The sequence below is a fragment of the Sorangium sp. So ce1014 genome, assembly GCF_051521505.1.
In the GTDB taxonomy this organism is placed as follows: domain Bacteria; phylum Myxococcota_A; class Polyangia; order Polyangiales; family Polyangiaceae; genus Sorangium.
In genome coordinates this window covers 8,208,326-8,227,840 of sequence record NZ_CP150356.1, presented here as the reverse complement: position 1 = coordinate 8,227,840, position 19,515 = coordinate 8,208,326, and the positions used below count along the sequence as shown (strand labels likewise).

Genomic DNA, 19,515 nt, shown 5'->3' with positions numbered 1-19,515 from the left:
GCCACGCGAGCGAGTCGATGTCTCAACCGTTGAAGACGTTCGACGATCTGATGTTTCCCTTCCACGAAGCGGTGAAGCCCGAGTCGCTCCACCGGATCGGCGCCGAGGCGGAGAAGTTCGGGGTCGATGCCAGGACGGGCGCCGCCATCCCCTACGAGGGTGAGCGGAGCATCCTCTCCGTGCTCCAGGCGCTCGTCGAGCGGCACGGCTGGACGCCCGAGCACGAGACCCCCGGCGGTCCGCTGATCGCGCTCGCCCGGGCCGGCGCCTCGGTGACCCTCGAGCCAGGCGGGCAGCTCGAGCTGTCCGGGGCGCCCCTCGAGAACATCCACCAGATCTGTATGGAGATGAGCGGGCACCTCGCGGAGCTGCGCGACATTTCCGCCGAGCTCAGCTTCGCGTGGCTCGGCATCGGGTTCCACCCGTTCGCGTCCCAAGCCGAGCTCTCCTGGGTGCCCAAGGGGCGCTACGCGATCATGCGGCGCTACCTGCCGACGCGCGGCGCGCACGGCCTCGACATGATGCGCCGCACCGCCACGGTGCAGGCGAACTTCGACTACGCCAGCGAGGAGGCGGCGATGCGCGCGCTCCGCGTGTCGCTCCGGCTCTCCCCGCTGGTGACGGCCATCTTCGCGAACTCGCCGTTCTACGAGGGCGCGCTGTTCGGCGGGCGGAGCTACCGCGCCAAGGTCTGGCTCGACGTCGACCCGTCGCGGCAGGGGCTGCTCCGCAACGTGCTCGAGCGCGGCCGCCGCTTCTCGGACTACGTCGCGTGGGCGGTCGACGCGCCGATGTTCCTCATCAAGCGCGACGGCGAGGTGATCGAGAACACGGGGCAGACGTTCCGTGAGTTCCTGGAGCACGGCCGCGAGGGGCACCGGGCCACCCGCGCCGACTGGGAGATGCACCTCAACACCCTCTTCCCGGAGGTCCGACTGAAGCGGACCCTCGAGGTCCGCGGCGCGGACTCGCTGCCGGGCAACCTGGTCTGCGCGCTCCCGGCGCTGTGGACGGGGATCTTGTACGACGCGCGCGCGCTCGACGAGGCCGACGCCCTGTCCGAGAGCTTCAGGTTCGATGAGCTCGAGGCCGTGCGCCCGATGATCGCCGAGCGCGCGCTCCGCGCTACATTCCGCGGCAAGCCGCTCGCGGCGATGGCCGAGCAGCTCGTCTCGATCGCCTCGGGCGGCCTCGAGCGGCGCGCGCGCCTGAACAAGAGCGGCAAGGACGAGCGCGTCCACCTCGACCGGCTCAGCGCGCTCATCGCCAAGGGGCAGTCCCCGGCCGATGCTCTCGTCGATGGACTCAGCAACGACGACCCGGACCTGCGAAGCAAGATCCTCGATCGTGCGCGGATTTAAGCGCGGTTCGTCGCCGGGGAGGCGCGGGGGGGCAGGCGCCCCCACGGGGGGACGTCGACCGGCATGACGTTTGTCTATCTCCTGGGCACCGCGCTCCTGGTGCTCCTCAACGCGTTCTTCGTCGCCTCCGAGTTCGCCATCGTCAAGATGCGGCCGACGCGGCTGGAGCAGCTCGTGCGCGAGGGGGATGCGCGCGCGCGGCTCGCGCTGCAGATGTCGCAGCGGCTCGACGAGTACCTCTCGGCCAACCAGCTGGGTATCACGCTCGCGTCCCTCGGGCTCGGCTGGATCGGCGAGCCCGCCATCGCCCACCTGATCGAGCCGATGCTCGCGCCGATCGGCGCGTGGTCGGGCGTCGGCGCGCACGCCCTCGCCGTGGGCATCGCGTTCATCGTGATCATGGCGCTCCACACGGTGATCGGCGAGCTCGCGCCGAAGTCGCTCGCCATCCAGCGGACGGAGAAGGTCACGCTCTGGGCGGCGCGGCCGCTGCACGGGTTCTTCGTCCTGATGTGGCCGGTGATCTGGGTGCTCAACTCGATGGCGAACGGGTTCGTCCGGCTCTTCGGGCTCCGGCCGGTCGGCGAGGCCGAGATCGCGCACACCTCGGAGGAGCTCCGGCTGCTCCTGACCAAGAGCCCCGCGGGGCTCGATCCGGCGCTGCGCAGCATGCTCGTGCGCATCTTCGACCTGCGCCGGCGCACGGCGAGGCACGTGATGTCGCTCCGCTCCGACGCGGCGATCCTGCGCGCGAACATGACGATCGAGGAGGCGGTGCGGACCGTGGCGGACGCCGGGTACTCCCGGTACCCGGTGCTCGACGAGCAGGGCAAGAACGTGCTCGGCTACCTGCACCTCCGCGATCTGTTCGACGTCCTGAGCCACCGACGCCGCGCGACGCGCGTGGCCGAGCTGCTCCGCAAGCCGATCTTCGCGCGCGAGAACACCTCGGTCGAGCGCCTCCGCCTCGAGATGCAGGCGCGCCAGGTGCCGGTGGCGATCATCACCTCGGCCTCGGGCGAGTTCATCGGGCTCGTCACGATGGAGGACCTCATCGAGGAGATCGTCGGCGAGATCCGCGATGAGAACGACGAGGAGGTGCCGCCCATCCACCGCCGCGGCGGCGGTATCGTCGACGTCGACGGCCGCGTGCTGCTCGCGGACCTGGAGCGCGACGCCCATATCGTGCTGCTGCCCGAGGTGAAGACCGTCGAGACGGTCGGCGGCTATATGCTCGGCCGGCTCGAGCACCCACCGGAGGCCGGTGAGCGCGTCGAGTGCGAGGGCTACACGCTGGTGGCCATGGACGTGGCTGGCCGGAGGGTGCGCCGCGTCCGCATCGTCCCGACCGACGCGACCGGAGGCGAGCGGTCGTGACGAGCGCGTCCCCCCGCGCCGCAGATCCGCGCGCCGGCGCCGTCCGTCGGGGGCGCCGCCCCCGAGGAAGGTGCGCGGCTGGACGCGCATCCCGGAATTGGTCGGTCCCTGTGCGAACTGCACGCGGATCCCGGTACAAAGTTCAGCGAACCGGTACTACCCTGGCTTCGTAAGTGGAAACGCTTGCAACTCGGATCTTGCGCGATGGCCCGCTGAACGAGCTCGACGCCGTCGGCTGGGCCATCCGTCTCGCGAAGCGGATCGAGGCGCTGCACGCCCTCGGCGTTGCGCACGGGGCCATCTCGCCCGAGTGCGTGCTCACGACCGCGGTCGACCGCACCTCGAGGGCCATCCTGGCCGATCTGCGCCAGACGCCGAGCCGCGCCGCCTACCAGTCGCCCGAGCGCATCGCGGGCGGGACGCTCTCGCCCGGCGACGACGTGTGGGCCATCGCGGCGACGCTCTACGAGGTGCTGACCGGGACGAGCGCCTTCGGCGGCGGGAGCGACGCCGAGACGCGGCAACGGATCGCGAGCTCCTCGCCGGCGCCGCTCGCGGTCTTCGACGTCGGCGACGACGATCTCCAGCGGGTCCTCGACGACGCGTTCCAGCGCGATCGCTCCGTCCGCACGACAAACGCCGCCGCCTTCCGGCGCGCCCTCGAGGAATGGCACCCCGACCCCGCGGTGCGCACGCTGCTCCCGCTCGACGACGAGGACGCGACGAACGACGAGGACGACGACGAGGTGCGGACGCTGATGCGCGTCGCGCCGCTGAGCTCGAGCCAGCTCGACGCGATCATCGCGCAGCGCACGGCGGCAGCGGCCGCAGGGCAGCCGCCGCCGCAACTTCCGCCTGAGCGCCCGCAGCCTCCAGCGGCGTACCACGGCGCGTCGCCGCCGCGGCTGGGTGCCGCCCCCGTACCCAGGGCGCCCGTGGCCGCGCCAGCCGCTCCAGCAACGCGAGGCCGCGCTCCGGCCGCGCGCGGGCGGCTCCCGGGCGTCGGGGCGGTCCCGGTGACCCAGTCGTTCGGCGACGAGGGCGAGAAGCCGATGACGCTCACGCGGGAGGGGTCGCCCCTGAACCTCCGCGGAGCGGCGGGGCCCGCGGCCGCAGCGCCGCCACCCTTCGGAGGAACGCCCTCCGTCGCGCACCGCGTGAGCAGCGCCGGGCGGCCCGGAGCGAGCGCGGGGTTGCCCGCCGGAGGTCCTCGCGAGCCGTCGGCGCTCGGGGTGCCGGCCGCGGCGTTCGCTGGGCGCGAGCGTCCGGGCGCGGAGCACGGCGCGCAGGCGAGGCCGCATCCGCAGCGCCACGACGACATGCCCTTCCTGGGCGATCTCGACGACGACCTCCACGACGAGCTCACGCTGGATGCGCCCACGATCGTCGACGACGAGGACGACGAGGACGACGTCCCCACGCGGACGCGGGAGGCATCCCAGACCACGTCCGACGCGCCGCTTCAGGTCACGGCGGCAGCGCCGGTCAGCACGCCACGGGCGCTCGCCGACGCGGCGGCGAGAGGCCGCCCCGCTGGAGCGCCGGTCGATCGCGCGCCGAGGGGGCCCCTGGCCCCTGCGTCCGGGAACCCCGACGCCGGGAGCGGCGGGCTCCCCGGGCCGCGCGCCGCTGCCGTCAGCCCGCCACAGCCAGCATCGCCGCCCCCGCAGAACGCCCTCGCCGCGCAGCCGAGCGCGGCTCCGGTGCAGCAGGGCTCAGCCGCGTCGGCGTCGCCGCCCTTCGGCAGGCTCGACGGCATGACCAGCGACCCGCCCCCCGATCGCTCGGGGCGGCTTGGGATGATCATCGCGGTGCTCGTGGCGCTCCTCCTGGCGGCGGGGGCGATGCTGTTCGCCGCGCAGCTCGGCCTGCTGGGGGCCGCGCCCGGCGCGCCCGGGGAGGGGACGGTCGAGCCGATCCCCGCGCCGGCCGTCGCCTCGGTCGAGGCTCGCCTGCGGCTGGACGGCCGCCTTGTGAAAGCTCTGGATCTGGGCGTCGAAGCCGCCCAGGTCCACGCGCTGGAGCGCCTCGGGCCGGAGGCCTGAGCGGCGCGCGACCGCCTCGGTCCGCTCGGGGAACGGCGAGATCCACACAAGCCTGCCGCCGGGGGCGAGCGCGCGCGCGGCGCCCTCGACGAAGCGGTCGAGCAGGGCGTCGAGATCTCCCGTGCGCTCGACGCGCCTGCCGAGGGGCGGGTTGGTCAGGATCAGCGTGGGGGCGTCGCCCGGGGGCGGCCCGCCGTACGCGTCGCGCTGGAGGAGCTCCGCGTCGCGCGCGCCCGCGGCGTCGAGGTTCTCCCGCGCGATCTCCAGGGCCCGAGGATCGCGATCCGAGCCCACGAGCCGCCGGTACGGCCCGAGCAGGGCGCGCTCGCAGAGCTCCAGGCCCGAGCCGACGAACGGATCCCAGACGACGTCGTCGGCGCGCACCCCCGCGATGCGCGCGAGCGCCGCCGCGATCGTCGGGTGCGACGCCGCGGGCACGTCGCCCTGGCGGTACGCGAACCTCGGGTCGGGCAGGCGCGGCGCGAGCTCGACCCGGACGCGGCCCGCGCCCTCGTAGACGACCACGTCCCACGTGCTCTGCGTCGGATCGTTCACGAGCTCCGGGGCCCCTGCCTCGACCGCCGCCGCGGCGCGGAACACCGCTGCCCGGCGCTTGCCGCCGCCGGCCCAGTCGATGCGGTAGCGGATCGCGCCGAGCGTGAAGCGGCGCAGGATCTCGAGCGACTCCCGCGAGAGCAGGCGCTCGGCGACCGCCGCGGCGAGATCGGCGCCCGGATCGAGCTTCCGCAGCGGCAGCGGCAGCGCGATCGACAGCATCGTGCGGGCCCCGAACAGGACGTCGAGGCGGCCGCTCAGCATCACCTCGACGCGCGTGCCGCCGCACGGATCGCTCCGGAGCTCGGGGACGAGCGCCCCGCCGGGAGAGCCCTTGTCGAGCGTCGCGAGCTCCTCGGCGAGGATCGCCTCGAGCCCGCGCCGGCAGCGCACCGCCACGCGGACAGGGAGCTCCGGCGCGCGATCGCCGGCGATCTCCGACGGCTCGCCGCGCGACAGGGTCCTCCTGGCCAGCAGCTCGGCGCGCGCGCGCACGCCGGCGACGTCGTCGCCGCCGAGCTCGGCCAGCACGTCGAGCGCGACGCCGCCGCCGACCTTGCCGAGCGCGTCGATCAGCGCGCGGCGGACGTCGGGCGAGCGCTCGCTGCGCGCCGCATCGGCGAGCGCCTGCTCGACGAGCGGGCGACCGAGATCCGCCGCTTTCGGCTTGCCGAGCGCCACCGCCGCCATCCGGCGCGTGCGGCGATCGTCGTCGCGGAGGCAGGCGAGCAGGTAGTCGCGCGCCCGCTCCGAGACCTCGGGATCGAGCGGCGCGGCGGCCATCAGCTTGCCGATGAGCCGGGTGAGCGGCGCGCGCAGCGACGGCGCCGCGCCGGCGGCCCGCTCGAGCGCGGCCGGCAGCGCGGCCGCGCCGGCGCGCCGCAGCGCCCGCTCGGCCAGCTCGGCGGGCTCGCCGGCCGTCTCGAGCAGCGAGAGGAGGGCGGTGAAGTGGCGGCGCCCCGGCGTGAAGCCCGGGTCCGAGAGGGCGCGCTGAAGGTCGGGGTCGGGCGTGGCGGGGGAGCTCATCGAGTCTGGGATCTCCACGTTTTCATTGGGGATCCCGGCGGATGCAGCCGGCCGGGATCCAGGGGGTGCCTGCGTCGCTCGCCGCGCGCGCTCGACTTTCGCGACAAGCGCGCCGTTCCGGCAAGCTCTTTCAGCGTGGGACCTCTCGGCGCTCTCGTTTTCGGTCCCCGGGTCGCTAGAGTTCCACCATGCCGGATCTGAGCCAGGTCATCCCGCGGACGGCGTTGCCGCACGACGTGCTGCGCGCGGCGCTCGGCGCGCTCGAGGCGGGGCGGCGGGTGGTGCTCGCCTCGGTGGTGGCGCGGCACGGCTCGGCTCCGTCGACGCCGGGGCAGAAGCTCTGCTTGCTCGAGGATCTCACCGCGATCGGCACGATCGGCGGCGGCGCCGTCGAGCGGGCGGCGCTCGGGATCATGGGGCGCGCGCTCGACGAGCTCGCCAGCACCCCGAAGCTCGAGACCTTCCGGCTGGGCCCGAGCCTCGGGATGTGCTGCGGCGGCTCGGTCGAGGTCCTCATCGAGCCGATGCTGCCCGCGGTGCACGTCCTCGTGATCGGCGCCGGGCACGTGGGCGCGTTCGCGGCGCCGCTCCTCGCGTCGCTGGGCTTCCGGGTCACCCTCTGCGACGCGCGCGCCGCCGCCGCCGATCCCGCCCGCGTGCCGCCGTCGGCGCCGCTCGCCGGCGTGCCGCCTTTGCACGACGGCGCGCCGCAGGGGCCCCTGCCCGCGCTCGCGGAGCAGGTGCGGCTCGTGCTCGCAGATCACGACGACCCCGAGGTGGCGGCGGGCCTGCCGAGGGATCTCGGCGAGGCGGCGGCGCTCGTGATGACGCACGACCACGGGCTCGACCAGGCGGCGATCGAGTGGGCGCTCGCGCGCGGGTTCGGCTACGTCGGCGGGGTCGGGAGCCGGGCGAAGGCGGCGCGCACGCGCGCGCGGCTCGAGTCGAAGGGGGTGTCGGAGAGCGACGTCGCGCGGGTCCGGATGCCGGTCGGCGTCGACATCGGGGCGCGCACACCGGCCGAGATCAGCGTCGCCCTCGCCGCGGAGCTGGTCGCCTGGCGCTCGGGGCGACAGCGCGCTCGGGGGTCGCCCGCCGCGGCCGCGCTGGCGGGGGAGGAGCAGGCTCGATGAAGACCGTGATCACGATCGTGCTCGCCGCGGGCGCGGGCAAGCGGCTCGGGGGGCCGAAGGCGCTCCTCGCCTGGCCCGCGGGGGCGAAGGGAGGGGTCGAGCGGCCGCTGGCCATCGCGCACGCGGAGGCGCGGCTCGCGGCCGAGAGCGCGCGGGTGCTCGTGGTGGTGCGCACGTCCGTCTTTCACGCGCTCCTGGCCCACGTGCGGCCGGGCATCGACCTTGTCTCGTGGACCGCCCCGGACGACCTCGGCCCAGCGGGCTCGCTGGCCGTCGCCGCGCCGCGCATCGGCGACGCCGATGCCGTCGTCGTGACGCCGGTCGACGTGCCTCCCGCGAGCGCCGCGACGGTGGCGCGGCTGCTCGCCCGGCTCGACGCGGGCGCGCCGTCCGAGGCGCCGCCGCTCGCGGTGCGGCCGCGGCACCTCGGCCGCGGCGGCCACCCGGTGGTGCTGCGCGCCGAGGCGCTGCAGCGCTACCTCGAGCCGGATCCGCCGCCGCTCCGGGAGCACCTGAGGGCGCTCGGCGACAGGTGCGTGGGCGAGGAGGTGGACGATCCGAGGGTGCTGCACGACCTGAACATCCCGGTGGACGTGATCCGCGTGCTCGGGGGGCCGCCGCGCTTCCTCACCTGAGGGCGATCGGCGCTCGTCGACGACGTCGCGCAGCGCGCCCGGGTCGACGTCACCCGGGCGACCGGGCTATCGTCAGCGAGGAGGAGCAGAAGAATGGCGACGAGCCCTCCAGCCTCAGCAAGCGCCGTGGGGAGCAGCGTGCCCCGCGCCGACGGCCCCCCCAAGGTCACGGGGGCATCGCGCTACGTCGACGATCTCCCGGCGATGCCGGGCGAAATCTTCGGGCGCACCGTGCGGAGCCCGGTGCCGCGCGGGATCCTCCGAGGGGTGCGGCTCGACCCCGCGTTCGACTGGAGCGACGTCACGGTGGTGCTCGCCGAGGACGTCCCGGTCAACGTGGTCGCGCTGATCCTGGACGATCAGCCGATCCTCGGGACCGGCAAGGTGAACCACGCCTACGAGCCGATCGTCCTGCTCGGCTGCGCGGACCGGCTGAAGCTTTCGCGGGCGCTCCAGGCCGTCACGCTCGACATCGATCCGCTGCCGCCGGTGCTCGACATGCGCGCCGCGCTCGAGGGCGAGGAGATCCTCTGGGGCACCGACAACGTCATCAAGCGGTACCTCATCACGAAGGGGTGCGCGGACGCCGAGCGTGAGCGCAGCGAGGCCGCCATCGACGCGGCGCTCGCGCGCTGCGAGGTGGTCGTCACCGGCACGTACGCCTCGCACCACCAGGAGCAGCTCTACATCGAGCCGCAGGGGGTCATCGCCTGGTGGGACGAGGCAGGCGCGCACGCGACCGGCTCGATCCAGTGCCCGTTCTACGTGCAGAAGGCGTTCCTGAAGGCGTTCGGGCTGCCGGCCGACCGGATACACATCACGCAGTCGGTGACCGGGGGCGGCTTCGGGGGCAAGGAGGAGTACCCGTCGATCATCGCGCTCCACGCGGCGCTCCTGGCGAGGAAGAGCGGCCGCCCGGTGCGGATGATCTACGACCGGACGGAGGACATCGAGGCGACGACGAAGCGCCACCCGGCGTCCTGCGAGATCACGAGCGGCTGCGATCGGGACGGGACGCTCCGCGCGCTGAAGATCCGGGTCCTCATGGATGGCGGCGCGTACGCGACGCTGTCGCAGGTGGTCCTGTCGCGCGGCGCCCTCCACGCGTCGGGCGCCTACCGCTGGGACGACGTCTGGATCGAGGCGACCGCCGTCGCGACGAACACGCCGCCGAACGGCGCCTTCCGCGGCTTCGGCGCGCCGCAGACGATCTGGGCGATCGAGCGGCACCTCGACCGCGTCGCGCGGGAGCTCGGCTGCGATCCGCTCGACCTGAAGGCGAAGAACGTGCTGCGCCCCGGCGACTCGACCGCGACGGGGCAGGTGCTCCGCGAGAGCGTCGCGGGCGAGGAGTGCATCGCGAAGGCGATCGCGGCGAGCGGCTACCGGCAGAAGCGCGCGGCCGGTCCGGTCGTGCGCGGGCGCGTGGCGCGCGGGATCGGGCTGTCCGTGTTCATGCACGGCGCGGGCTTCACCGGGTCGGGCGAGCGCTACTACAAGGGCAAGATCGCGGTGGACCTCGCGCCCGGCGGGCGCCTCCGCATCCGCACGGCGTCGACCGACATCGGCCAGGGGACGGAGACGGTGTTCCGGCAGATCGCCGCGGACGCGGCGGGGCTGCCGATCGACCGGGTCGACTTCGAGGTGCCGTGCACGACGACGGTGCCCGACTCGGGCCCCACGGTGGCGTCGCGCACCGTCATGGTGGTCGGGTCGATCCTCGAGGCCGCGGCGCGCGAGCTGGCGAGCCGCGTGCGCGAGGAGCAGGAGGCGGCGCGGCAGCCGCGCCCCGCGCAGGAGGGGCAGGCGAGCAGCGCGGCGCCTCCGGCGCTGAGCTTCGAGGAGGCCGCCGACCGCCTGCTCGCCCGCGAGGGGAAGGTGACGTCGCTGAAGCAGTACGAGCCGCCGAGCTACGTGCGCTGGGACGACGAGGCCTACAAGGGAGACGCGTACCCGTGCTTCGGCTGGGCGTGCGACGTGGTCGAGGTCGAGGTGGACCTCGACACCTTCGAGGTGACCGTCGTCGACTTCTGGTCGGCCGCGGACGTGGGCAAGGCGATCCACCCGGTGATGTGCAAGGGGCAGATCGAGGGCGGCAGCCTCCAGGCGATCGGCTGGGCGCTCTCCGAGGAGATCGTCTGGCAGGGCGGCAAGATCAGGAACCCGAGGATGACCAACTACATCATCCCGACGTCGCTCGACGCGCCGCCGTTCCATGTCGTCCTTGTCGAGGCGCCGTTCCCGTTCGGTCCGGGCGGCGGGGCCAAGGGCATCGGCGAGATGCCGATGGATGGCGGCGCGCCCGCGGTGGCCGCGGCGGTCGAGCACGCGACGGGGATCGCCGCGCGCGCGCTGCCGCTCACGCCGGAGCGCCTGTTCGAGGCGGCGCGCGGCGCCGAGGCGCCGCGGACGGCGGCGGGGAGAGGGGAGCGCGCATGAAGGTATCGCTCGTCGTCAACGGCTCGCCGCGCGAGGTCGATCTGCCGCCGCTCTCGCGGCTGCTCGATGCGCTCCGGGGGCCGCTCGGGCTCACGGGCACGAAGGAGGGGTGCGCGGAGGGCGAGTGCGGCGCGTGCACGGTGCTGATCGACGGCGACCCCGTGAACGCGTGCCTCGTCGCGATCGGGCAGTGCGAGGGGCGGCACGTGACGACGGTCGAGGGCCTCGCCGCCGCCGGGCACCTGTCGCCGCTGCAGCGCTGCTTCGTCGAGGAGGGCGGCGCGCAGTGCGGGATCTGCACGCCCGGCATGCTCGTCTCCGCCGAGGCGCTGCTCGTGCGGAACCCGGATCCCTCGGAGCTCGACGTGCGCGAGGCGCTCGCGGGCAACCTGTGCCGCTGCACCGGCTACCAGCGGATCGTCGAGAGCGTCCGCGCCGCGGCGGCGTTGCGCCGGGGAGGGGGGAGGGCCCCGTGAGCATCGCGGATCTCCCCCTGTTCGAGATGCGGCGCGTCTCCGGGCTCGGCCCCCTGTGCGAGCTCGTGGCGGAGCAGGCCGCGCGCGGCGCGCCGGTCGCGCTCCTGGCCGGCGGCACCGACTGGGTCGTCGAGCAGGAGCTCAGGCCTCCGCTCGGTGTGCCCACCCCGGCCCCGGCGGCGCCGCCGGCGAGCGCCGATCCGGCGGCGCCGCCGATCGTCGTCGACGTGTCCCGGCTCCCGGACCTGCGCGGCATCTCGATCTCGGGCGACACGCTCCGGGTGGGCGCCGCGACGACCTACCTGGAGATGCGCCGGAGCGACGCGATCGCCCTGCGGGCGCCGCTCCTCGCGCGGATGAGCCGCGACGTGGGCGCGGTGCAGATCCAGGCGCGCGGCACGCTCGGCGGCAACCTGGCCACCGCGTCGCCGGCGGCCGACGGCGTCGCCGCGCTCGCCGCCTACGACGCGATCGTCGTTGTGCAGAGCGTCCGGGGGGAGCGGCGCATCCCGATGAGCGCCCTGCAGACGGGCTACAAGCGCACGGCGCGCGCGCCGGACGAGGTGATCGTCGCCGTGGAGATCGCGCTGCCGGAGCCCGGATCGCCCTGGTACTGGCGGAAGGTCGGCGCGCGCCGGGCTCAGGCGATCTCGAAGGTCGCGCTCGCGGGGGTGGCCGAGGTGCGATCCGGGCGGCTCGTTCGGCTCGGGCTGGGGATGGCGTCGGTCGCGCCCACGACGGCGCTCCTGCCGAGCGTGCGCGCGCTCTGCCTGTCGCGCCCGCTCGACGAGCTCACCGCGGCGGAGCTCGACGCCGCGGTGGCGCAGGACATCTCGCCCATCGATGACGTGCGCTCGACGCGCGCCTACCGGGAGCACTGCGCTCGCGGGGTGGTGCGAGAGCTCCTCCGGCAGCTCGGCGCGCCGGTCTGATCACTCCATCCAGTCGAGCTGCGCGGCCTCGACCCGGCGGCTGCGCCCGCCGGAGCACGCCGGCCGCTCGCGCGACGGCAGCGCGGGCGGGGGATCGATGTCCACGTCATCGCAGCGAGCGCATCGCCGCGGGGTGTTGGTGCCGGCCTGGAAAATGGTGACGCAGCCGCAGGCCTGGCAGATCATGCCGATATCGTATTTCATGAGCACTCCTCGACGACGAACGCTCCGGGACGGTCCGAGCGGCGGGAGGATGCGCTGGAGGGGCGACGCGCGCGCGACGGCGCGGCAAACATCGCGCGGAAGCCTCGGCTCGTGGCTCGAAGGACGGGCCGCGCCGACGTTCCAGGCATGCCGTACCCGACGCGGTAGAGCGCCGCCTTAGTTGATGTTGACTTTCATTTTGCGCGGGCCCGTGATACCCGCGCGCTCGAGACGCTGCGAGCCCGCCGAGCGCGCAGCACGGTAATTTTCTAGTTTGTAAATTTTGTACATTTGATGCTGCTCCGTACCTCCCTGCGCGGGCTTGGCCTCGCCGCGCCCGTGCTTCTGCTCATCCTGGCCCGCGCCCATGCGCAGTCTCCTGAACCGAGCCCAGGGGCCACAGGGGACCCATCCGCTTCGGGTTCCCCTCCGGATGCCGGAGCGCCGACGGAGGCCCAGGGCGCTGCTGCGCCGGAGCAGGCGGCCTCTCGCGACGAAGCGCCGGTGGAGGTCACGGTCGCGGGAACGCGCGTGACGAGGACCGCGGGCTCGGCCCACGTGATCAAGAGCCGCCAGCTAGAGCGCTTCGAGCACGACGACCCGCACGCGGTGCTGATCAGCGTCCCAGGCGTGTACGTGAGGGGCGAAGACGGGCTGGGCCTGCGGCCGAACATCGGTGTGCGCGGCGTCAACCCCGATCGCAGCAAGAAGGTGACGCTCATGGAGGACGGCGTCCCCATCTCGCCTGCGCCGTACTCCGCGCCAGCGGCCTATTACTTTCCCCTGATCACGCGCATGTCGAACGTGCGGGTGATCAAGGGGCCCGGCGCCATCGCCTATGGCCCGCAGACCGTGGGCGGCACGGTGGACCTCATCACCCGCTCCGCCCCGTCGCTCGCCTCGGGCGCGCTCGACCTCGCCCTCGGCGAGTACGGCTACGGCAAGGCGCACGGCTATCTCGGGTCGAGCGACGGTCAGATGGACTTCCTCGTCGAGGGCGTGCACCTCCGGAGCGACGGGTTCAAGGAGCTCCCGGGCGGCGAGGACACCGGGTTCTACCGCAACGAGGTGATGCTCAAGGGCAGCTACGTCGTCGACCCGACCGCGCGCATCAAGAACGAGCTCCGCCTCAAGCTCACGTACTCGGAAGAGCTCTCGAACGAGACGTACCTCGGCATCACGGACGAGGACTTCGAGGAAAACCCGCTCCGCCGCTACGGCGCGAGCGCGCTCGACCGGATGCGCAACCACCGCACCGCGGTCGCCCTGACGCACGTGATCGAGCCGTCCCCGGACGTGTCGGTGACGACGACCGTCTACCGGAACGACTTCTCGCGCGCGTGGCGCAAGGTGAACGGCTTCCGCGGGGCCAACCTGTTCGACGTGCTCGCCGCCCCCGACACGCCGCAGAACGCGGTGTACTACGCCGTGCTCACCGGGCAGCTCGACAGCTCGACGCCGGGAGAGGCGCTGCTCATCGGCCCCAACGAGCGCGACTTCGCCGCCCATGGCGTGGAGACCCGCGTCCGCTGGAACACGACCACGGGGCCGGTCTCGCACCGCCTCGAGTACGGCCTGCGCCTGCACTACGATCGGGTCGAGCGCCGCCACAGCGAGAACGGGTTTCACGTGCTCGGGGGCACGCTCGTGCCGGACGGCGGCCCGACCGTGGTGACCCAGTTCAACGAGGCGTGGACCGAGGCGGCCGCGCTCCATGCGAGCGACGCGGTCACGTGGAGATCGCTCACGGTGACGCCCGGCGTCCGGATCGAGATGCTGCGCTCCGCGCTCGTGGATCGCGCGGCCGGGAGCGAGCAGACGCGGCTCGCGCGGGCGCTCCTGCCCGGCGCCGGCGCCTACTACGCGCTCACCGAGGCGCTCGGGCTCCTGGCCGGCGTCTACCGCGGCTTCAGCCCGCCGGCGCCGGGGAGCGACGAGCACGTCCAGCCCGAGCTCAGCGTGAACTACGAGGGCGGCGCGCGCTTCGCCGACGGACCGCTGCGCGCGGAGCTCATCGGCTACTACAACGATTACTCGAACATCACGGACGTCTGCACGCTCTCGAGCGGCTGCCTCGACGCGGATCTCGACCGCCAGTACGACGCGGGCGAGGCCAGGATCTACGGCGTCGAAGCCTACGCCGAGCACGAGATCCCGCTCGGCCAGCTGAAGCTGCCGATCACCGTGGCCTACACGCTCACCCAGACCGAGTTTCTCGCGAGCTTCACCTCGGACGACCCCATCTTCGGCCGGGTGGCGAAGGGGGACGAGATGCCCTACGTGCCGCGGCACCAGGCGAGCCTGTCGGTCGGGGTCGAGCACGAGCGCGCCGGCGTCGTCGTGGGCGCAAGCTACGTGTCGGCGATGCGCGAGAAGGCCGGCGGCGAGCCCATGGCCCAGGCGCTCGCCACCGACGAGCAGCTCCTGATCGACGCGAGCGCCAGGGTGCGTGTCGTCGGGCCGATCGTGCTCTACGCGAACGCGCGGAACCTCCTCGGCTCCGAGTACATCGTCTCGCGCCGGCCGTTCGGCGCCCGGCCGAACGCGCCGCGCTGGATCCAGGTCGGGGCCAAGGCGTCGTTCTGACGCGGAGCCCGGCGTCGATCAGAGCGGCCGGAGGTGCGGCGGAGGCTCCTCCGGGCCGGGGAGGATGTAAGACGCCGGGCCGATGCCGTCGCGGACCGAGGCGAGGTCGACGCCGGGATCGATGAGGCGCGCGATGCGGCGGCCGTTGAGCGAGACGAGGGCGTCGGCGCGCACCTCCACGGGCCCGCGGCCGCGGCGCTCGAAGTCTTCCCGGATGTGGCGAGAGAGCTGCAGGATGAGGTCGGGCTGGCCCGCCATCTCGCGCTCCTGCTGGCGGGTCAGGTACTCCCGCGGGCTCACGTGCCACGTACGGCCGGTCTGCGTGTTGCGGACGATGAAGGTGACGCTCCCGTTCTTCTCGCGGACCATCACGCGCCAGGAGAAGCGCATTCCCTGCTCGTGCCAGCGCACGTTGCCGCCGTACGCCAGGAAGCGGAGCGGCAGCGCGAGCTGGACCGCGCAATACGCGGCGCCGAGCGCGAGCCCGAGCGCGCGCAGCCGTCGCGAGGCGGGCGCCGCCGGCGAGGCGGCAAGGTCGCCCGCGAGCGCGGGCCGCTCGCCGGCGCTGCCGTGGCCGCCGGCGCTGTCGTGGCCGCCGGCGCTGTCGTGGCCGCCGGCGCTGCCGTGGCCGCCGGCGCTGCCGTGGCCGAGGAGCGCGCGCGCCCGGGCGACGAGCCGCCTGGGCCACGCCGGGGGAAAGAACACGAGCGCGGACAGGACCATGATCACCGGGAACATCCCGATCGGGAACAGGGCGCGCGTGACGGCGTGGAACAGGATCACCGCGACGTAGGCGAAGGGACGGACCCTCCGGACGAGGAGCAGCCAGACGATGCTTGTGTCGAACAGGAACCCCGCCCAGCTCATGAGCGGCGCGGCCCACGGGTCCGTGAAGAGCGGGCCGAGGACCGGCATGTCGGTGCGCGAGCCGAGCCATATCCTGAGCGGCTGCGCGTGCAGGAGCCAGTCGGCGTGCGCCTTGGCGAGCCCCGCGAACGTGTAAACGACGCCGACCTGGAAGCGGAACAAGGTGAGCCACGCGGCGGGGACGGAGCGCTCGCGGCGCCGGGAGAACCGCGCGTCGACGGACCAGGCGCGGTGCGCGGGCGACACCGCGAGCAGGAGGCCCAGCAGGCTCGCGAGGTAATAGTGGTTGAGGTACGTCGTGACGTCGATGACCTGCAGGTAGGTGAAGCCGACGACGAACAAGGGCGCCGCGACGCGGAACAGGAGGCCGAGGGCGATCGCCAGGGCGAGCGCCGCGAGCGCCCAGAACAGGGCGTGCATCCCGGCCGGCGGCAGCGGCTCGACCCAGGCGAAGCCCCAGTACTTGAAATGAAAGCTCGGCTTGACGAAGAGCTCGTCGATCCAGCCGTACGCGATGAAGCGCGCCATGCTCACGCACATCGTGAGCCCGAACAGGGCGCGGAACGCGGCGAGCCAGGCGATGTCGATCGGGCGAGCCAGCGCCCAGGCCGCGCGCGACCACGCCGCCGCGAGCCCGCGGGGGGGCGCGCGGTCAGGGAGCTCAGTCGTTGTCACCTTCCGACGACTGGGGCAGCTCGAGGTTCAGCGCGCTGACGAACTCGGTCTTGAGCAGGTCCGTCAGGGCCTTCACGGCGTTGTAGACCCCCTCGACCTTCGTCCGATCGGTCGCGAGCGCCTGCTCCATCGGCAGGTCGAGCACGTCCACGGCCGCCTGGGCTCCCGAGAGCGCCTCCAGCATGCGATCGGCGAGATCGCCCGAGCGGATCTCGCGCAGCCAGTCGTCGAACCCGACGCCCTCGCCGCCCTCGCCGCAGCCCTGAAACAGGCGCCGGAAGCCCCTCAGGTTCGCCCGGAGGTGCGCCGTCGAGACCAGGGCAAAGCGGGACTCCAGCGCTTCCGGGCAGGTGGGCGTCACGCAGTCCGCGGTGAAGCCGAGCGGCCGCCCGAGCTTCCAGTCCTTGAGCTCCTTCTCGATATAGAACATCGCGTCGCTCACCGCGTTGAGCGCGTCCTGCTCGGTCGCGAAGACGGGGCTCCCGTGGCCGGCCTGGGTGAGCTTCTCCCGGAAGCTCCCCGCCTCGGGCGCCCAGACGCGCGCGAGCGCGCCCGCGCGGGTGAGCACGTCCGCGGCCACCGCGGCGGCATAATCGGCCTTGCGCTGCGCGAGCTCTCCGGCGCCGAGCGCCGCCCAGGTGCCGTTCGCGTTGATGGTCGAGAACTGCGAGCAGGCGTTGTCGCCGCCGCCGTGGAAGACGAGGTACTCGAACGCCGCGAGGCCGCGGGCGTTGATGAGCGACGAGGAGAAGCCCGGCTGCGCGTAGGCCCGGCTCACGATCTGCTCCTCGATCTTGCACCGGTTCACGAGGGGCCAGGCGTAGATCTGGTCCCGGAGATCCTGCCCTCCGGGCTGCGCGGAGCTCGCCGCGGGGCCGAAGCGGAAGATCTCTGCCTCCTGCCAGACCGTCATGGCGGCGAGCCAGGCGCCGCGCGCGGCGGAGGCGCTCGGCTCGCCCGGGGCGCTGGCGAGGGCCGAGGCGCTGTCGTTCAGCGCGCGCGCCTGCGCCTCGAACTCGCAGGCGCGGTTCAGCGCGCAGTCGGCGGCCGCCGAGAGCAGCTTGGCTTTGGTGAAGGGGCCTTCCGCGATGGGGACCGGGGCGCAGACGTCACCGACGCCCGACTCGCCGCCCCCCGCGCCGCCGGTCGCGGCGCTCGTGGAGGCGCCGGTCGTGGCGCTCCCCGTCGTGGCGCTCCCCGTCGTGGCGCTCACGGCGCCGCTCCCGGTCGAAGGCGCGGGCGCGGCCCCGCCGCTGCCCGATGGCTGCGCGCCGCCGGGGTCCGCGTTCTGGCCGGTGTAGACCACCTCGTTCGGGGGAGGCTTACGACACGCGACGACCGTGGCGACGCCGGCGAGCGACAGCAGGAGCGCCGTCGGGAGGCGGCGGGCTGCGCTCCCGTTCCGGGCCCGGTTCATTCTCGGCCTCACGCTGTTCATGCTGCCTTCCTGGGGTACGGCCACTCGCCCGGGCCCCGCGGCGTCGCGGCGGCACCAGGCTCGTTTCGCGGGAGGATCGTCGGTCGCCCCCCGTCCGTCAACACGAGGCGGGGAGCGCGCTGCCTCTCGTATCGGTCGTGTCAGTCCCTCGGGGCCGGGACCGGCAGCAGGACCAGCGTCGCGTCGTCATCCTCGGGCCCATTGCCGTCGGACCGGTATCCGGCGGCCGCGATCCAGGCGCCGTTCGGCGACACCGCGACGCCGTAGAGCGCGTCATCGGAGCGCTCGAAGCTGTAGAGCCGATGTCCGCTCGGAGAGAAGCGGGTGTCCGGGGCGCCGTTCCGATCGAGCAGGGCGATCATGGCATCGACATTCCCCGTGGCGGGGGTGGCGCTCCCGACCATCACGACGCGATCGTCGGGCAAGGCGAGGAGGTTGCGCCCGCGATCGTTGTCGCCGGCCACGTCGAGCAGGAAGCCGCCGCCCACGCCCCAGGAGGCGTCGAATCCGCCGGTGGCCGTGACGCGGAAGGACACGAGATCCACAGGGCCGCTCTCCTCGGCGCGCCCGTATCCGGTGGTCACGTACTTGCCGTCCGACTGGCGGGCCGCGCCGTAGGCCTCGGCCATGCCGACCGGGAACGGCGCGAGCCTCACGACGCCGTCCGACGAGAAGGTCGTATCGGGGGTCCCGTCGTCGTTCAGCCGCAGCAGCACGATCTGGTTCCTGCCGCCCACGCTCGTGTAGCCGGAAGAGAAGATCTTGCCGTCGGGCTGCACGAACCCGTTGCGCGGGTTGTCGCCCAGGTTCAGCCCGTCGATGTCGAGCGTGTGAACCCCCTCGGTCGCAAAGGTGGTGTCCAGATCGCCGTCCGCGGTGAGCCGCACGATCGCGCGGTCTCGATCGGTGCGGCCTTCCGCCTTCTTGGAGGCGAAGAGGACCAGCTGATCGTCGATGTCGCGGTCGACGCCCCAGAGCATGTCGCCCGTGTTGCCCTCGCCGGCGCCGAGATCGTGGATGGCGATGCCGTCCGTACCGAAGGTCGTGTCGAGCGTGCCGTCGGTGTTGAACCGTACGACCGCGATATCCGCGTCGGGGGGCGTGGCGCTCGGATCGTGCTCGACATTGCCTGCGAGCACGACCTTCCCGTCCGACTGCAGGACGATGCCGCGCGCGGTCTCTGCGGTGCTGCCCGCGACCACGTTGACCTTCGCTATCCCGTTCGTGCCGAAGGTGGTGTCGAGCGAGCCATCGGTGTTGAAGCGCGCCACCACCATGTGGGTGTCGCCCTCCACGGCCACGTGTCCCGCGGCGTAGACCTTCGATTCGGCGTCGAACGCCACGGCCCAGAAGCGGTCGTCGGCGGCCTCATCGAGCGCCACGACCCCTGCGAAGCCGTCCGCCCAGGGCTCCTCACCGGTGCCGCCACCTTCGCCCGCGCCGCCCGTGCCGCCGCCGGTGCCGCCCGCGCCGCCGGTGCCGCCCGCGCCGCCGGTGCCGCCCGCGCCGCCGGTGCCGCCCGCGCCGCCGCCGCCTTCGCCCGCGCCGCCCGCGCCGCCGCCCTCGCCTGCACCGCCCCCGCCGGTGCTGCTCGAGGTCGCGCCGCCTGTGCCCCCGCCGCCTCCAGAATTCTCCTGGCCGTCGGTGTCGTCACCGCATGCAGCCACCCCGCCGAACAGCACGCACCAGGAAATTCCGAACGTTGCGAGAACGGTCCGATGAGCGGACGGCCAGGTTCTCCTCGAAGGCATGATCGACGACCCTTT

The 19,515-nt window shown here is 73.5% G+C and carries 14 protein-coding genes; 8 read left to right on the top strand and 6 right to left on the bottom strand.

From position 1 onward, the window contains the following. Window positions 1-17 precede the first annotated feature (17 nt). Entirely contained in the window at window positions 18-1,361 is a 1,344-nt protein-coding gene (locus WME75_RS31045) for a glutamate--cysteine ligase (RefSeq protein WP_437478756.1), read from the top strand. A 63-nt stretch (window positions 1,362-1,424) separates the two neighbouring features. Continuing rightward, window positions 1,425-2,738: a hemolysin family protein gene (locus tag WME75_RS31040; protein WP_437478754.1), complete on the top strand. Its 1,314-nt coding sequence runs from the start codon at window positions 1,425-1,427 to the stop codon at window positions 2,736-2,738. Window positions 2,739-4,453: 1,715 nt separating this feature from the next. On the opposite strand, the gene WME75_RS31035 is transcribed toward WME75_RS31040, so the two are convergent. After that, window positions 4,454-6,364 carry a HEAT repeat domain-containing protein gene (locus tag WME75_RS31035; RefSeq protein ID WP_437478752.1) on the bottom strand — a complete coding sequence of 637 codons (1,911 nt, stop codon included), beginning with the start codon at window positions 6,362-6,364 and terminating at the stop codon, window positions 4,454-4,456. A 188-nt stretch (window positions 6,365-6,552) separates the two neighbouring features. Between WME75_RS31035 and WME75_RS31030 the strand changes: the two genes are divergently transcribed. The 5 genes from WME75_RS31030 (at window position 6,553) to WME75_RS31010 (ending at window position 11,979) form a co-directional block, all read left to right on the top strand. Continuing rightward, complete coding sequence (locus WME75_RS31030) at window positions 6,553-7,497, top strand: XdhC family protein (RefSeq protein WP_437478750.1); 945 nt, start codon at window positions 6,553-6,555, stop codon at window positions 7,495-7,497. Continuing rightward, window positions 7,494-8,132, top strand: coding sequence for a nucleotidyltransferase family protein (locus WME75_RS31025; protein WP_437478748.1), 639 nt, complete (start codon window positions 7,494-7,496; stop codon window positions 8,130-8,132). Before WME75_RS31030 ends, WME75_RS31025 begins: the two co-directional genes overlap by 4 nt. 93 nt (window positions 8,133-8,225) lie before the next feature. After that, the gene (locus WME75_RS31020) at window positions 8,226-10,571 is read left to right on the top strand and encodes a xanthine dehydrogenase family protein molybdopterin-binding subunit (protein WP_437478746.1); all 2,346 of its coding nucleotides are present in this window, start codon (window positions 8,226-8,228) and stop codon (window positions 10,569-10,571) included. Beyond that, window positions 10,568-11,047: a (2Fe-2S)-binding protein gene (locus WME75_RS31015; RefSeq protein WP_437478744.1), complete on the top strand. Its 480-nt coding sequence runs from the start codon at window positions 10,568-10,570 to the stop codon at window positions 11,045-11,047. The genes WME75_RS31020 and WME75_RS31015 overlap by 4 nt, the downstream gene beginning before the upstream one ends. Then, window positions 11,044-11,979 (top strand): FAD binding domain-containing protein, encoded by a 936-nt coding sequence (locus WME75_RS31010; protein WP_437478743.1) that lies wholly within the window; start codon window positions 11,044-11,046, stop codon window positions 11,977-11,979. Before WME75_RS31015 ends, WME75_RS31010 begins: the two co-directional genes overlap by 4 nt. On the opposite strand, the gene WME75_RS31005 is transcribed toward WME75_RS31010, so the two are convergent. Both WME75_RS31005 and WME75_RS31000 read right to left on the bottom strand, forming a co-directional pair. After that, window positions 11,980-12,183 (bottom strand): hypothetical protein, encoded by a 204-nt coding sequence (locus tag WME75_RS31005; protein WP_437478741.1) that lies wholly within the window; start codon window positions 12,181-12,183, stop codon window positions 11,980-11,982. A gap of 177 nt (window positions 12,184-12,360) precedes the next feature. Further along, window positions 12,361-12,552, bottom strand: coding sequence for a hypothetical protein (locus WME75_RS31000; protein ID WP_437478739.1), 192 nt, complete (start codon window positions 12,550-12,552; stop codon window positions 12,361-12,363). Window positions 12,553-12,714: 162 nt separating this feature from the next. Here WME75_RS31000 and WME75_RS30995 point away from each other — a divergent pair, with 162 nt between their 5' ends. Further along, window positions 12,715-14,769 (top strand): TonB-dependent receptor family protein, encoded by a 2,055-nt coding sequence (locus tag WME75_RS30995; protein ID WP_437478737.1) that lies wholly within the window; start codon window positions 12,715-12,717, stop codon window positions 14,767-14,769. A gap of 18 nt (window positions 14,770-14,787) precedes the next feature. Here WME75_RS30995 and WME75_RS30990 read toward each other — a convergent pair whose 3' ends face one another. The 3 genes from WME75_RS30990 to WME75_RS30980 all read right to left on the bottom strand — a co-directional run bounded on the left by WME75_RS30990 (window position 14,788) and on the right by WME75_RS30980 (window position 19,416). Beyond that, window positions 14,788-16,311, bottom strand: coding sequence for an HTTM domain-containing protein (locus WME75_RS30990; RefSeq protein ID WP_437478735.1), 1,524 nt, complete (start codon window positions 16,309-16,311; stop codon window positions 14,788-14,790). Further along, window positions 16,298-17,749: an imelysin family protein gene (locus tag WME75_RS30985; protein ID WP_437478733.1), complete on the bottom strand. Its 1,452-nt coding sequence runs from the start codon at window positions 17,747-17,749 to the stop codon at window positions 16,298-16,300. The genes WME75_RS30990 and WME75_RS30985 overlap by 14 nt, the downstream gene beginning before the upstream one ends. Before the next feature lie 140 nt (window positions 17,750-17,889). Further along, on the bottom strand, window positions 17,890-19,416 hold the full coding sequence (locus WME75_RS30980; RefSeq protein WP_437478730.1) for a hypothetical protein: 1,527 nt from the start codon (window positions 19,414-19,416) through the stop codon (window positions 17,890-17,892). Between the last annotated feature and the right edge of the window lie 99 nt (window positions 19,417-19,515).

What these genes read in the sequence shown, in the direction of transcription:
- WME75_RS31045 (WP_437478756.1), top strand. Translation starts at nt 18, where the DNA reads ATGTCTCAACCGTTGAAGACGTTCGACGATCTGATGTTTCCCTTCCAC.
- WME75_RS31040 (WP_437478754.1), top strand. Translation starts at nt 1,425, where the DNA reads ATGACGTTTGTCTATCTCCTGGGCACCGCGCTCCTGGTGCTCCTCAAC.
- WME75_RS31035 (WP_437478752.1), bottom strand. Translation starts at nt 6,364, where the DNA reads ATGAGCTCCCCCGCCACGCCCGACCCCGACCTTCAGCGCGCCCTCTCG.
- WME75_RS31030 (WP_437478750.1), top strand. Translation starts at nt 6,553, where the DNA reads ATGCCGGATCTGAGCCAGGTCATCCCGCGGACGGCGTTGCCGCACGAC.
- WME75_RS31025 (WP_437478748.1), top strand. Translation starts at nt 7,494, where the DNA reads ATGAAGACCGTGATCACGATCGTGCTCGCCGCGGGCGCGGGCAAGCGG.
- WME75_RS31020 (WP_437478746.1), top strand. Translation starts at nt 8,226, where the DNA reads ATGGCGACGAGCCCTCCAGCCTCAGCAAGCGCCGTGGGGAGCAGCGTG.
- WME75_RS31015 (WP_437478744.1), top strand. Translation starts at nt 10,568, where the DNA reads ATGAAGGTATCGCTCGTCGTCAACGGCTCGCCGCGCGAGGTCGATCTG.
- WME75_RS31005 (WP_437478741.1), bottom strand. Translation starts at nt 12,183, where the DNA reads ATGAAATACGATATCGGCATGATCTGCCAGGCCTGCGGCTGCGTCACC.
- WME75_RS31000 (WP_437478739.1), bottom strand. Translation starts at nt 12,552, where the DNA reads ATGGGCGCGGGCCAGGATGAGCAGAAGCACGGGCGCGGCGAGGCCAAG.
- WME75_RS30985 (WP_437478733.1), bottom strand. Translation starts at nt 17,749, where the DNA reads ATGAACAGCGTGAGGCCGAGAATGAACCGGGCCCGGAACGGGAGCGCA.